General features: G+C 71.7%; 11 protein-coding genes and 1 pseudogene. 2 read left to right on the forward strand and 10 right to left on the reverse strand.

What is annotated here, in order from left to right; genetic code table 11:
- Window positions 1-238: 238 nt before the first annotated feature.
- The gene (locus AB0M79_RS09925; RefSeq protein WP_364210364.1) at window positions 239-1459 is read right to left on the reverse strand and encodes a DNA sulfur modification protein DndB; all 1221 of its coding nucleotides are present in this window, start codon (window positions 1457-1459) and stop codon (window positions 239-241) included.
- Window positions 1460-2920: 1461 nt separating this feature from the next.
- Here AB0M79_RS09925 and AB0M79_RS09930 point away from each other — a divergent pair.
- Window positions 2921-3076 carry a hypothetical protein gene (locus tag AB0M79_RS09930; RefSeq protein WP_364210367.1) on the forward strand — a complete coding sequence of 52 codons (156 nt, stop codon included), beginning with the start codon at window positions 2921-2923 and terminating at the stop codon, window positions 3074-3076.
- Between the two features lie 194 nt (window positions 3077-3270).
- On the opposite strand, the gene AB0M79_RS09935 is transcribed toward AB0M79_RS09930, so the two are convergent.
- The 3 genes and pseudogenes from AB0M79_RS09935 to AB0M79_RS09945 all read right to left on the reverse strand — a co-directional run bounded on the left by AB0M79_RS09935 (window position 3271) and on the right by AB0M79_RS09945 (window position 6209).
- Entirely contained in the window at window positions 3271-4530 is a 1260-nt protein-coding gene (locus tag AB0M79_RS09935) for a hypothetical protein (RefSeq protein ID WP_364210370.1), read from the reverse strand.
- A gap of 234 nt (window positions 4531-4764) precedes the next feature.
- Window positions 4765-5382, reverse strand: a pseudogene (locus tag AB0M79_RS09940) (MFS transporter); the annotation flags it as partial.
- Between the two features lie 83 nt (window positions 5383-5465).
- Entirely contained in the window at window positions 5466-6209 is a 744-nt protein-coding gene (locus AB0M79_RS09945; protein WP_364210373.1) for an isocitrate lyase/phosphoenolpyruvate mutase family protein, read from the reverse strand.
- A 114-nt stretch (window positions 6210-6323) separates the two neighbouring features.
- On the opposite strand from AB0M79_RS09945, the gene AB0M79_RS09950 reads away from it, so the two are divergent.
- Window positions 6324-7004: a helix-turn-helix domain-containing protein gene (locus AB0M79_RS09950; RefSeq protein ID WP_364210376.1), complete on the forward strand. Its 681-nt coding sequence runs from the start codon at window positions 6324-6326 to the stop codon at window positions 7002-7004.
- Between the two features lie 8 nt (window positions 7005-7012).
- Here AB0M79_RS09950 and AB0M79_RS09955 read toward each other — a convergent pair whose 3' ends face one another.
- The 6 genes from AB0M79_RS09955 to AB0M79_RS09980 all read right to left on the reverse strand — a co-directional run bounded on the left by AB0M79_RS09955 (window position 7013) and on the right by AB0M79_RS09980 (window position 13738).
- Window positions 7013-7630, reverse strand: a complete 618-nt coding sequence (locus tag AB0M79_RS09955; protein WP_364210379.1) for a hypothetical protein — start codon at window positions 7628-7630, stop codon at window positions 7013-7015.
- On the reverse strand, window positions 7627-8889 hold the full coding sequence (locus AB0M79_RS09960; RefSeq protein WP_364210382.1) for a hypothetical protein: 1263 nt from the start codon (window positions 8887-8889) through the stop codon (window positions 7627-7629). Before AB0M79_RS09960 ends, AB0M79_RS09955 begins: the two co-directional genes overlap by 4 nt.
- Window positions 8886-9638: an ABC transporter ATP-binding protein gene (locus AB0M79_RS09965; protein ID WP_364210385.1), complete on the reverse strand. Its 753-nt coding sequence runs from the start codon at window positions 9636-9638 to the stop codon at window positions 8886-8888. The genes AB0M79_RS09960 and AB0M79_RS09965 overlap by 4 nt, the downstream gene beginning before the upstream one ends.
- A complete protein-coding gene (locus AB0M79_RS09970; protein WP_364210388.1) occupies window positions 9635-10396 on the reverse strand; it encodes an anti-sigma factor in 762 nt (253 codons plus the stop codon). Before AB0M79_RS09970 ends, AB0M79_RS09965 begins: the two co-directional genes overlap by 4 nt.
- Window positions 10393-10929: an RNA polymerase sigma factor gene (locus AB0M79_RS09975; RefSeq protein ID WP_364210391.1), complete on the reverse strand. Its 537-nt coding sequence runs from the start codon at window positions 10927-10929 to the stop codon at window positions 10393-10395. The genes AB0M79_RS09970 and AB0M79_RS09975 overlap by 4 nt, the downstream gene beginning before the upstream one ends.
- 70 nt (window positions 10930-10999) lie before the next feature.
- Window positions 11000-13738: an AAA family ATPase gene (locus AB0M79_RS09980; protein WP_364210394.1), complete on the reverse strand. Its 2739-nt coding sequence runs from the start codon at window positions 13736-13738 to the stop codon at window positions 11000-11002.
- Between the last annotated feature and the right edge of the window lie 5 nt (window positions 13739-13743).

The raw sequence follows: 13743 nt of genomic DNA on the forward strand, positions 1-13743 counted from the left end.
GCAAGTCCTATCTTGCCTGATCAGAAGGCACGTCTTTGCTTTCAGACCACCCCTTGGACAGCCCTTAACAAGGGCCGAGGCTAATGAACGAGCGCATCGAAACGGCCCTACACGGATGACGAGCGCGCCGCGGCGGTCGTCTTGAAGATGCCGCTGCCGGCTCCTGGAAGGTTGGTGATCGGAGCGGTGACTAGCATCGTTCGCTCCTTCCCAAAAGAGAAGGAGCGAACGCGGGTCGTTATGGCTGCCTGACGAGGCCGCGGATCTTCATGCCATTGTCGGAGTTCGGTTTGTTGATCGCCTCGTAGACCTTGTGGCCTGAGTCGCGGGCACCACCAGCCCAGCTGACACCTTTGCCAGTCTCCTTGGCTGCGATACCGCCCCAAAACGCCGACTCGCGTTCCCATCGGATGTAGGACAGGAGAGTATCCAGATCCTTGTCATCTGTGAACTTGTCCATCGTGCACCAAGACATGGATCGGTGCACCGTGGCCCCCAGACCTGCCAAGACTGCGGGCGAGGTGATCGCGGACTTAGCGTGGAACTGGTCCGCATACTCCTTGAGGAGGGCACCGAGCCGTTCGACGGTCTCCTGCTTCACCGCCTTCATATCGGTACCCTCGGGGAGGTCATCAGGCTCGACGTCGCCTGACGCAGCGTGGATGCCGGCCTTACCGAGGATCGTGGTTACAACCAGGGTTCGGAGTCCAGAGAGGGTCATCCACTCACGAGACTTCGGCCCTACCTGCCGCTTGCCAGTCAAGATCAGGTCGCCGAGAGCGGTGTCTTCCCCGTCCACGGTGACCGTGGCCGAGTCGACCAAGGTCTGGGCCACGCTGGTGGCGAAGTCGCGCATGTCCATGGACAGCGCGAGCGACTTGTCGACCGGGACGCCCTTCAGGTTGCGGTCATGGAAGATCTGCCGCGCAGAGAGCGTGGAGATGCCATGGTAGATCTCGAAGGCGATCGACGCACCGTCGAAGTCAAAGTCTTTAAGCCCGAATAAGGCCGGGTTCTTCTTGATCCGATGGAGCGCAGTGATCTGGGTCTCGCCGTCGATAGCAATCAGCCCGTCCCGGATCGGGAGGAAGGCCTTGCCATCGGGCTGAATGTCCAGGGGACGTTGGCACCACAGTGTGACAGGAGGGATTGACCAGGCATCGCCGTACCCTCCGATCAGGCCTTCCGCGATGTAGTCAGCGTAGCTGTTGATGTTCTTGGATTTAGGGCTTGCTGCCGTGCCAATGACACGCTGGACCTCGGCGCGCATACGGGCGTATCCGTCCGGCTCCTGCCGCGCCTTTGCGTCGCGAGCGGCTTCCTGCTCAACCTTCACTGGATCGTTAACCATGTGCAGGAGGTTCTCCATGTCGACTATGCCGATGGCGACGTGGTCCCGGACCCGCATGAGCATGATGGGGAAGCCTGTCGTAACGGGCTTGAGGATGTCGTTGGACACGCGGAACCTTCCGAGGCAGGCGGCATGAGCAAGCAAAAAGCCACAGTAGACACTGACCGCGGTTGCGTCAAACATCAAAAGAGATTGACCTCAGCACTGCACAGTGGAGCCTGCGGGACAAATCGAGGCCGGATGGATCATCTAGGGAGGCTTCCTGCCGGCACTTACTAGAGCCGCCGTGCGAGAGAGTATGTGCGTAGCTTTGACCGACCTGCGGTTATGTGTACGGGGATGGGCAGCTTGGAACTGCTGCCTTCGTCAAAAATGTGATGCTTTCGGATGAAAGAGAAGGCTGGGCTCGGTCTTCATCCCAGGTCGATGCCTGCTGGATCCAGGCGCTCCCTGTCGTGATGTGACCAGACCTGGTGCCACTGCGAACGGAGGTTGATCACGGGCTGAGTGCGAGAGGCCGTGGTTGGTGCTGCGACCTCTTCGCTTCTACGCCCTGTGGCCTGCACCAGCGATCGCCCAAAAGGGCTCAAGATCATTGAACGCATTTTGCACGGACGGCTGCAACCGGCGGCTGCGGGTGGCATCCGGCTACTCAGGCTGGCCGATCGACCCTGTGACGTATCCGCAGGTCAGGAAACGTTCTTTGCTGATCTTCGAGGTGCCCCCGGCAGGATTCGAACCTGCGACACACGGTTACCAACCGTCACTCCGCCGAGCTTGTCATCGCTAGTCAGGTTATGGCGTTGAGCTGTGCAAACGCCGTCTAGCGTTGATCGGGGCTTGTCACTGGTAGTCAACTCTTGGGAAGGGTTTTCGGGGGGTAAACGGGGGCACCTTGCACGGTGCCATCAGCCAACGGATGCTGGCGCAGGTTGGTGCCCTGGGAGAGGCAGCAAGGGGCGAGCGCGCCGACGGCCAGGGCGAGCACGGGTAAATCGTCCCGTCTGCGATGGCGAACTACCACGGTCAGCAGCAGAAGAAAAAGAGGGCGCCGGCTGGGCCAGATCCCAACCTTCCTGATCGGAGCAGGCGACGACCCGCCGGTCGGCGGACAGCGTACGCGGCCCGGGTGCCTGCGGTGGCCGACGGCGTTCGTGCCCGATACGTGCGCATCCAACTCGCCATCGCTCACCCTGGCCAGCTCGCGCACGCCTCGCTCAGCCATCTTGGGATCATGGGCGCCGCTCACCTGGACCAGGGTAGACCGGCGGTAATACGACCAGGCCGTCCCGTCGTGATGTTGGTTGCCTTGCCCTGCGGTCGGCGTACCCTGGACAGCAGTGAAGGGACCGGCATTCCTCAGCCGGAACCGTGGGGGCGAGTACCTCCGGCAGATCCCGTCGGACACCTCACACGCGGCGTTCATTGGGCAGCCCGGACGACGCGGGCGAGGCGCCGACGTAGCCCAGGGATCATCCCAGTCGCGTGGGCGGCCTGGGCGCGTGGTCCCGTGACGTCAACGGGACACCGAGCCGACGAGTAGGAACCGTCATGGCCCGACACACACCAATGGACTGCGAGGCCGCCGATCGCATCTGCGCGGCGGCCGACCGCGACCCGACGTTGCCGACCGCGACCAGCGGCTGGGATGATCGGGCGTGCGAAGCGGCGGATCGCAACGAACCGCGAGATCCGTACGACTACGACGACTACGGCATCGAGTAGCCCACCGGTGCCAGCAGCGATCGCCTACGCGGGCGTGACTGGCAGGGAGATGTCGTCGACCCAGGTCAGTGTCGGTGGCCCGCCTGGACCATCGGTGGGCGGGCGGCCGTCCCCACATGATCACGCCATCCCTGGCTGGCCGATTTGCTTCGCTTCCGCGCCGTCTCGCTCTTCGTGACCGGGGTCGTAAGCACCTATTGTGCGGCGGTCGTCATCTGGGCAAGGTGCTGTGGCATCTGGTGGTGACCGTCAGGGTTCGGACGTGCGGTGGCGTTGAACGGCGGCTGGTTGTGTAGCCATAGCAGGCCGGCGAGGTTGGTCGGCATCGTCCACTGGGTAGGCCGTGCCGGGTTGACCGTCTTGGTACCGATGTATGTGTCTCCGACGTTGAAATGGAAGCCGATCGTGGAGGCACCGGCGAGTAGGTCGTCGAGATCTGCCAGGTCGACGCTTGTGAAGCGGTGCGATCCGACGGCGATGACCAGGGGCACGTTGTGATGGTTGGCGACGTCTGCGTACTTGCTGACCTTCTCGTCGACGGCTTTGGCTAGCCGACTGGCGTCGACTGGTCCAGCGACACCGCTTGGTGCGGCGAACTGCGCGCGGATCCCGTTCGCTGACTGTAGGGGTCGTCCGAACCTGTCAGCGAGCACGACAAGGGTGTAGCCGTGTGCGTGGATCTTCGCGGTGCCGGGTCCGTCCAGCAGTCGGGCGCGGACTTCGCGGGCAATCTTCTTGGCGGTTCCTGCGTCGGGTGGCTTCGGCGCGAGATGCCGGGTGCTCTGGAGTACGAGCACGACGCCAACGGGGATCTCCGCTATGCGCCTTTCGAGCGCTTTCCACGCGCGGATGCGCCCGAAGGTTTCCTTGGCAGGCTGGTCGGTATGGACCTCGACGAGGAAGGCCAGCTCTCCGCTGGGGGTGTGCGCGGTCCAGTCGGGGGTCAGGCCGCCGTGGTCGTGTTCATACACGGCGGTGTAGCCGGCTGATCGGATCGCGGCGCCGGCCGCCAGCTCGAAGGTGACGGGCCAGAAGTGCTCGTCCAGCCAGAGGCGCCGGGCGAGCGCGTCGGCCTGCGGGCTGGGCAGCAACGCCAGTTGCGCGCCGTACCAGCGCCGCCAGTGCTCGAAGCCGGGGTCGACCGCGATGTCGTAAGTCAGCTGCCGCTGCTCCGGGGTGCGCGCGCCGTGTATCGCCCGGTGTGCTGTCACGAAGTCTGGGCCGAACCGGCCGTGGCCTTCCACAACTCCATCCTCCGTGACGCCGCAACCGGATTCCCGGCCGTAGCACGGGTGTGGCGGTCGAAACTGACTGGTCGAGCATCTGGCCGCTGCCGGATACTCATGCTCATGTTGTCGCAGCAGCCATTTCCTCTTGGGCTCGGCCCCGAGGGATTTCTGCGCCACATGGCTGGCCTGCGGACCGAACCACCGGTCCGGGTTAGACACCAGCATGTGGTCTCGCGGGTGGTACTGCGCCGCTTCGGCGCCGCGAACCACAACGGTGGCCTAGAGGTTCGAGCGGTGGCGCTGAGGTACGGCCGCTCGACGCGCCGTGGGGTTGGTGGCTGCGGCGCCGTCGCTGACTTCGTACCAGTTGCCTCCAGCTCTGCCGAGCGGTTGTGGCAGGAGGTCGAGACCCGCCTCGGCGACGCCATCGACGCGGCCGAAGCTGGGACATTGTTCCACGCTGGGCAGGTCGAGCCGCCCCCGGTGCGGGGCGGTGTATTCCGGTAGGAGAATCGGGGCGCCGGCCAGCACGACGACGGCGATCGGTACGGCGAGGAGGAAGGCCGCTCCCCACCAGAAGTGGGCGACGAGGGCTCCGCCGACGACGGGGCCGGCGGCCATGCCGAGCGCGAACATCGTCGCCCAGACGCCGATCGCTACCGCCCGCTGGCGTACGTCGGCGAACATGTTGCTGATCAGCGACAGCGTGGACGGCATGAGGGTGGCTCCGGCGATTCCCAGCAGTGCACGGGCGATGACGAGCAGGGTGGGGCCGGGGGCGAATGCCGCGAACACCGAGACCGCGCCGAACGCCGCGACGCCGATCATCAGCAGGCGTCGCCGGCCGATCCGGTCGCCGAGGGTGCCCATCGTGATCAGGAACCCGGCGATGAAGAAGCCGTAGGCATCCATGATCCACAGCGTCTGGGTGGCGGAGGGGTGCAGGTCGGCGGCCAGGCTCGGCAGTACGAGGTACAGCACGGTGACGTCCAGCCCGAGCAGGACGGTCGGCAGGGCCAGCAGGCCCAGGCCGGCCCATTCCCGCGCTCCGGCGCATGGTTTCCCGGTCGTGTACATCCGTCCTCCCGCCACAGGCAAACTACTTGCACGATCGTACAACTAGAACGATCGTGCAAGTATCCTCCTGTGGGGAAGGGCGGCTACAGGCGCGCCACCTCGGCGTAGCCGAGCAGGTCGGCGGGGAGCGGCCCGGCCGAGGCGACGGCGCCGAGCACACCGACCGCCGCCGTCAGCGCCGCCCGGTAGAGCAGCGACCCGCAACTGATCCGGGCGACGCCGAGCCCGGCCAGTTCGGTGACCGTCGGCCCGTCCGACGCGATCAGCACGTTGAGCGGGGCGTCGACCGCACCGACCAGGGCCCGGATCGTGTCCGGCGTCCGCAGACCGGGCACGAACACCCCGTCGGCACCCGCCGCCACGTACGCGTCGAGCCGCCGCACCGTCTCGTCGTACGAGCCCCGTCCCAGCCAGTACGTGTCGGTGCGGGCGTTGACGAACAGCCCCGGCGCCACCTCCTTGATCGCGGCGATCTTCGCGACCTGCACGTTCGGCGGGCCGCCGGCATCCTCGACGTTGATTCCGGCGATCCCGTAGCCGGCCAGCGTCGCCGCGACCCCGGCGACCTCCGTCAGGTCGTCGCTGAACCCGGTCTCGATGTCGACCGTGACCGGGCAGGGCAGTGCCGCCAGCAACCGGGCGAGCGCGAGTGTCTCCGCCCGGGTCGCGCCGACCCCGTCCGGCCGCCCGGCTGCGGCCGCCACGCCGAGGCTGGTCGTGCCGACCGCCGGATGACCGGCCGCCGCGAACAGCTTCGCCGACGCGACGTCCCAGGCGTTCGGCAGCAGCAGCGGCGCACCGGGCCGATGCAGTTCGTGGAAGTTCATCCGCGCACCCCTTCCGGCACGCCGGCCGCACCGGCCGGCCGAGGACCCACGCGCCGAGGCTAGAACCGGGACGGTTCGGTGCCGGCCGAAACGTCGTACCCGCAGGATGGGGTGATGACCACGGACCCGCCGCTGGCCGCGCTGGCCGGCCTGCTCGCCGACGCGACCCGGGCGACCTTCTGCCTGGCGCTGCTCGACGGCCGGGCCTGGACCGCCGGCGAACTCGCCCGCCACGCCGGCGTGGCCCCGTCCACGGCGAGCGCGCACCTGACCCTGCTCGTCGACGGCGGGCTACTGTTGCAGGAGCGGCAGGGCCGGCACCGCTACGTATGGCTCGCCGACCCGGCGGCCGCCCAGTTGATCGAGGACCTGGCCGCGTACGCCGCCCCGGCCTTGCCGCCCCGCACCCTCAAGGCGGCGGCCCGCGAGCGGGCCAGTGCGAAGGCCCGCACCTGCTACGACCACCTCGCCGGCCGGCTCGGGGTGGCGGTCACCGACGCGCTGCTCGACGCCGGCTGGTTGCAGCAGCGGACCGGGTTCGCACTGACCGACGCCGGGCTGCGCCAGCTGACCGACCTGGTCGGCGAACTGCCGGCCGGCCGACGCCCGCTGGTCCGGGCCTGCCTCGACCACACCGAGCGTCGGCCGCACCTGGGCGGGGTGGCCGGCGCGGCCCTGTGCCGGCACGTGCTCGACCAGGGCTGGGCGGTACGGATCGGCACCGGCCGGGCGCTGCGGGTCACCGACCCCGGCCGGGTGGCACTGCGCGACCTTTTCGGCGTCGAAGCACCCTGACCGAGAGGTCAGTCGCCGCCGAACCGGGGCCGGGCCCCGTACCACAGGTAGCTCGCGGCGCCGGCGACGAACAGGGCGACGGCGACCGCCCAGGACGCCTCGACGCCGGACGGCTGCACCGGCCAGGCCCAGATTCCGGCCGCCCCGCCGACCTGGCGCGGCACCGCCCCGTAGACCGCGCAGACGTATCCGAATGCCGGCAGCCAGGCCAGCCTGGCCCCGAGCAGCACGGCGGCCCCGGCGACCAGCCCGACACAGCCGAGGGTGTTGCGCAGCAGCGCGTACGCGCCGAACACCTCGGGCGCGTGCAGCCCGGTCAGCGCCAGCGGGGTGCCGATCGCGGCGACGGCCGCCAGCACGTGGCCGGCCCGCCAGTGCCGCCACGGTGCCGGGGTGCCGCGTTCGAGTTCGTCGCCGGCACCGGCGAGGGTCGGGGCGAGCAGCAGCGCGCCGAGCAGCGGGGTGAGGGCGACCACCGGTATCCGGGCGGCCGGCCCGTCGAAGTACGGCCGGCTGATCAGCCAGCTGCCGCCGGCCCAGGCCAGTGCCGTGACGACGACCAGGCCGGCGGCGAACGCCGGGCCGCCGCGGGCCCGCAGGTGCAGCAGGAGCAGCCGGCCGGTCACGGCACCCGCGCCAGTTCGCTCAACCGGGTGGAATCGCAGGCCCGGCTGGCGGCGAGGTAGTCGGCGAACCAGGCCCGCTGCTGCGGCAACGGCCGGGCCAGCAGCCGGTCGACGGGGATGTCGCCGTACGGGGGCTCCTGGTGCAGCCACGCGCGGGCCAGCACGGTCGCGTCGTACGCGCCCTCGTCGCGGCGGCCGTCGTAGCACCCCCAGCGGGCGAGGAAGCTGTCGGTGCTGGCCCGCAGCCAGTCCAGGCGTTCGAGTCCGCCGAGCGCCTTCGACTGGCCGAGCAGGCTGAACCAGATCGTGCCGTCGTCGTCGATCATCGAGTATCCGGGTGGTGCCGTCGCCTCGTCGGCGGCCCGCGCCGGCACGCCCGGGATGCCGTCGATCCGATGCAGCACCGGCTGCAACACCACCGCCACGTCATCGAGCAGGTAGGCGTTCATCCGGGCCACGCACACCTGCGGACCCTCTACAGTGCACACCGGCTCGACCGCCGCCGGATCGGCCGGCAGACGCCGGGGGAGCGGCCCGGTGACGATCGGTACGACGGACGCGGCGGCCAGCGCCCCGCAGACCAGCGCCACCCGGATCCGCCGCGCGGCGACCGCCAGCAGCAGCGCGGTCAGGGCCACGAACCAGGCCGCCTGCCGCAGATGCGTCCCGGCGGGCACCAGCCGCTCCGCGCCCCAACCGGCATGGACCGGCGACAGCCAGGTGACCGTGCCGAGCGGCGCGTAGGTGGCGACGGCGAGCCCGAGATAGGTGGCCAGGCCGGCGATCGGGGCGGCCACCCGCAGCGGCACGAGCCGGCCGACGACGACCCCGAGCGCGCTCGCCGTCCACAGCGCCAGCACACCGACGGCGAGCGTCCACCACCAGTCCCCGCCGGCATAGGTGGCCAGCCGGCCGACCAGCACCGCCGCACCGGCCAGCGCGACGAGCAGGCCGGCGGTGCCGGCGAGCGACACCGCCAGCCAGGCGACCAGCATCGGCTGCCAGGCCGGGCGCGCGGTCGAGGCAAGCAGGTCGCCGATCTGCCGCCGCCGCTCCCGGCCGGCCTGCCAGGCACCGGCCGCCACCATCAGGGCGGCGAGGATCAGCATCGACTGCCGGACCCACGACGCCAGCCCGGCCCAGCGCCCGGCCCAGTCGTCCTGGTGCACGGCGAGCATCCAGACGCTCGCGCCGAACATCACCAGCGCCGCCGCCGGCGCCGTACCGCGCAGCAGTTCGAGCCGCAGCTGCCGCCTCACCGGCGTACCCCCCGGGCGTCGCGCAGCGCGGCGCTGTAGCCGCGCTCGATGGGCGAGTCGCCGCTGCCGGGGTCGGTGCCGAGCGCGGCGAGTTCGTCGGGTGTGCCGGTGAAGACGAGCCGGCCGCCGTCGACGAGGCTGACCGTCGTGCACGCCGACGCGACGTCCTCGACCAGGTGGGTGCTGACCAGTACGCAGGCGTCGACACCGATCTCGCGCAGCAGCGCCCGGAAGTCGACCCGCTGTTCCGGGTCGAGGCCGGCGGTGGGTTCGTCGAGCAGCAGCAGCCGCGGGTCGTTGACGATGCCCTGGGCGATCCCGGCGCGGCGCAGCATGCCGCCGGAGAGGTGTTTCATCCGGTCGTCGGCCCGGTCGAGCAGCCCGACCCGCTCCAGTGCCCGGTCGACCGCGAGCGGTACCCCGGCCGGCGGCATCTCCTTGAGCCAGGCGAAGTACTCGACGAACTCGCGGACGGTGAAGCGGGGGTAGTAGCCGAACGTCTGCGGCAGGTAGCCGATCTGGCGGCGGACCTGACGCAGCACGGCCGGGTCGGCGACGTCCCGGCCGAGGAGGCGGATCCGGCCGGCGTCGGGGCGGGCCACGGTGGCCAGCACCCGCATCAGCGTGGTCTTCCCGGCACCGTTCGGGCCGAGCAGCCCGTGTACGCCGGTGCCGAGGTGCAGGTCGAGGCCGTCGAGCACCACCCGGTTGCGGTAGCCGATCCGTACCCCTTCGACGGTGACCGTCATCGAAACGCCTCTCTGCGTGTCGTCCGTACGAGAAAGAGCCCGGTGGCCGCCGCCAGCACGGCCAGCCAGGGCGGGCCGGCGGCCGGGACGACCAGCCACGCCGGCCCGGAGGCGGCGAGCACCAACAACGCCCAGCCGCCCGCCACCAGCGTCGCCGCCCGGACCGGGGCGATCAGCGACCCCAGCCCGAGCGCCAGCCCGGTCAACGCGAGACACGGCAGCAGCCACATCGCCGGTACACCGATGCCCGACGCGGCGCCCGCAACGACCGCGACGGGAACGGTGACGGCGAGCACCGACAGGGTGCGCCACAGGACGATCCGCAACCCGCCGTACGGGCTGGCCGCCACCATCTCGTGCAGCGGATCGGTGTGCGGCCCGTAGGAGGCGGCGACACCGAGCACCGGCAGCACCGGTGCGATGAGCAGCAGCAGCCACGGCCGGATCAGCAGCGGGTCGAACGCCGCCCCGACCGCCAGCCCGAGGGTGGCGGCGACCGAGACGAACCAGGCGACCCGGGCCGCCGGTGCCGCGTTCAGCAGCATCATGCTCCGGCGCCACCTGGTGCCGGGGCGGACCCGGCCCTGATCGGGCAGCACCGCCAGCAGGTCGGCGGCCGCCGGGACGTCGAACGGGAGCCGGGACCGGCACGTCGCGCACCGGTCGAGGTGCGCCTCGACCGACCAGGCGTCGGTGTCGGCCAGCCGCTCCCGCGCGTACGCCCGCAGCACCGCGTCGTCGAGGTGGAAGCCGCTCACGACAGCGCCGCCCGCAGCGCCCGCCGGGCCCGCAGCGCCCGCGTCTTCACCGTGCCCTCCGGCAGGCCGAGCACGACGGCGGCCTCCCGGACCGTCAGGCCGTCGAGGACGGTCGCCTGCAGCACCGCCCGCAGCTCCGGTGCCAGGCCGCGTAACGCGACCTCCAGCCGGGCGTCGTACGTGTCGGTCATGGCTTCCTCCTCGGCGGACGGTGACCAGGTCAGCAGGGTCTCGTCAGGCAGCTCGACGGTCTGCGGGCGGACCTGCTCGCGGCGGCCGGCGTCGATCAGCCGCCGGACGGCGATCGACCACACCCAGCCGACGACCTCGCCGTCCCCGCGATAGCTGCCACCCGCCCGCCAGACCGCCAGGAACGTCTCCTGGAGCAGTTCACGGGCGAGTTCGGGGTCGCGGCAGCGCCGCCGCAGGCGCAGCGACAGCCACGGCGCGTGCCGCGCGTAGAACGCCTCGAACGCCCGGCGGTCGCCCCGGCCGACACGGCGCAGCAGCTCCCCGTCGCCGATCTCGGTCACACCAGGTAAGGACGTATGGCCAGCGGAAACGGTTCTCGGCATCCCCCGGTCAAGGGATCCGGGACGTCGGCTAACCCTCCGGCAGTCGGGCCATCGCCGCCCCGAGCTGCGCCCGGCTGGAGATACCGAGCTTGCGGTACGCCCGGGCCAGATTCGCCTCCACCGTCTTCGGACTGATGAACAACGTGTCGGCGATGACGCGGTTGGTCCGCCCCGACGCCGCCAACCGGGCCACCCGCAACTCGGTCGCCGTCAACTCGGTCGGCGCCGCCACCCGCTCACCGACCCGGGCCAGCTCGGCCCGGGCCCGCTCGGCGAACGCCCCGGCACCCATCGCGACGAACTCGGTCACGGCCGACTCCAGCGCCTCCCGGGCCTCCCGCTTACGTCGTGCCCGCCGGTGTGCCAGGCCGGCGACCAGCAGGCACCGGGCCCGGTCCAGCGGCAGGACGTCGGCCGGCACCCCGTCCCGTGCCGCCTGGAGGTCGGCCAGCGCGGCGGCGACGTCGCCACCGGTGGCACCGGCCAGCAGCACCCGGCTGCGGGCCAGCCCCAACGACGTCCACGGCCGGGGCAGCCGGGAGTGCCGCCCGGCCAGCCGGTCCAGTGCCACCCGTGCCTCGTCGAGAGCACCGGCACCGACACACGCCTCGATCCAGTCCGGCTCGAACCGCAACGCGATCGGCTCGGCGATTCCCTCGCCGGCCAGCATCCGCGCCAGGTCGCCGTACGCGGCGGCGGCGTCGGCCATGCGTCCGGTCGACAGGGCGACGAACGCCCGCAGCTGCGTGTGGATCCGCCGCGCCCACGGGTCGTCGAGCCGGTCCGCGTGCCGCAGCCCGGCCTCGGCCACCAGCCGGGCCCCGTCCAGCTCACCCCGGCAGGCGGCCAGCGTCGCGGCGAGCCACGTCTCACCGACCAGCCCGGACCCGACCTGGTCACCGAGGTCACGGGCGGCCGCGATGTGCTCGGCGGCGGCCGCGAACCGGCCGGCGAACAGCTCCGTCTCACCCAGGTGGCAGAGCACCTCGTGCAGCAGCGGCTCGTCGCCGCGCGCCGACGCGTACCGGCGCATGTCGTGCAGCCGCGCCCGCGCCCGCGTGTGGTCGTCGACCGCCTTCCACCAGATCGCCGGAATCGTCCCGCTGAGCCGCGACGGGTGACCGTCCTCCAGCTCCAGCGCCCGGTCCACCAACTCGGGCCGGGGCGGCAGTCCGGCCCGTACCTCGTGGAAGAACAGTTGCAGCAGGGCGGCACAGACCAGCTCACGGTCACCGCCGGCGGACAGGATCGACAGCGCCGCCCGGGCGTGCCGCCGCCCGCCCTGCGGGGCGTCGTTGAACAGGCTCAGGTGGGCGTGCAGTTGCCCGGCGGTCCGGCTGTCCGCCGGCACGGCCGAAAGCCCTCGCCCCGCGTACGTCACCGCCCCGGCCAGGTCGTCGGACGACCAGGCGACCACGGCCCGCAACAGCAGCGCCTCCGCCCGCAGCTCACCCGTCCCGGCCGCCGCGACCGTCGCCGCCGCCGTGTCCGCCGTGGCGTAGTCCCCGCTGTCGAAAAGGCAGTGCGCGGCCGCGAGCCGCCGCCCGTCACGGTCCACCGGCGCCTCCGGCGGGGTGAGCCGGGCGGCCTGCTCGTACAGCCCGGCCGCGAGGTCCGGCGCACCCCGTGCCCGCTGCCGCCCCGCGGCGGCCGCCAGCTCGGCCGCGACCGCCGCGTCGGTGGCGTCAGTGCACCGGGCCAACTGCCTGGCCCGCTCGTCGGGGTCGGTGACGGCGGCGGCCAGCCGCCGGTGCAGCCGGCGCCGGATTCCGGCCGGGATGCCGGCCCGCACCGCCGCCGCGTACGCCGGGTGGGCGAAGACCAGCCCGGTCGCGTCGACGGTCAGCAGACCCGCCTCCTCGGCCGGGTCGAACGCCGCCGCCGACGTCCCGGCCGCGACGAGGTCGTCGAGCGTCGGTACGGCGAGCAGCGAGGCCAGCCGTACCGCGTCGCGGCTGTCGGCCGGAAGTGACCGCAGCAGGTCGGCCAGCAACTGCTGGATGGACGCCACGACCGGCAGGTCGTCGCCCGGTCGCGGCGGCTCCGGCAGCCGCAGCACCGCCCGCGCCAACTCGATCGCCAGCAGCGGGTTGCCGCCCGCGTCGCCGGCGATCCGGGCCAGCAGCGGCCGGCTGAGCGTACGGCCCAGCCGCTGCCGCAGCGTGTGGTGCAGTGCGCCGACGCCCAGCGGCGCCAGCGTGACCCGTTCCAGGTCGTCGCCGGCCGGGCCGGTGTCGAGGCCGAGCGGGGTGGCCGCCGGCCCGCCGCCGTCGGTGCGGCTGCACGCCAGCAGCGCCGGCCGGGGCACCAGCCGGCGCAACGCGAACCGCAGCGCCCGGGCACTCGGCGGATCCAGCCACGGCGCGTCGTCGACCGCGACCAGCACCTTCGCCGGCCCGGCCAGCGCGCCGGCCAGCAGCGACCGGGTCGCGGCACCGACCGCGCGTTCGTCGATGGCCTCCCCGGTGGCCGCCGCCAGCAGGATCACCTCGGCCGCGACCCGCTGCGGCGGCGGCAGCCCGGCCACCAGGTGCGCGCACGGGCGCAGCAGGTCGGCGAGCGCGGCGTACGGCAGTGCCCGCTCCGTCTCGGTCGGCGCGCACGCCAGCACCAGCCAGCCTTCGGCCCGGGCCCGCCCGGCCAGCGCCCGCCAGACCGCGGTCTTGCCGATCCCGGCCGGACCCTCGACCAGGACGGGTGTGCCGGCCGCCAGCCGCCGCCACGCCTCGTCGAGGGTCGCGTCCCGGCCGAACACCGCGGTCGCCATGGCGC

Source organism: Polymorphospora sp. NPDC051019, from assembly GCF_040683055.1.
Lineage (GTDB): Bacteria > Actinomycetota > Actinomycetes > Mycobacteriales > Micromonosporaceae > Polymorphospora > Polymorphospora lycopeni.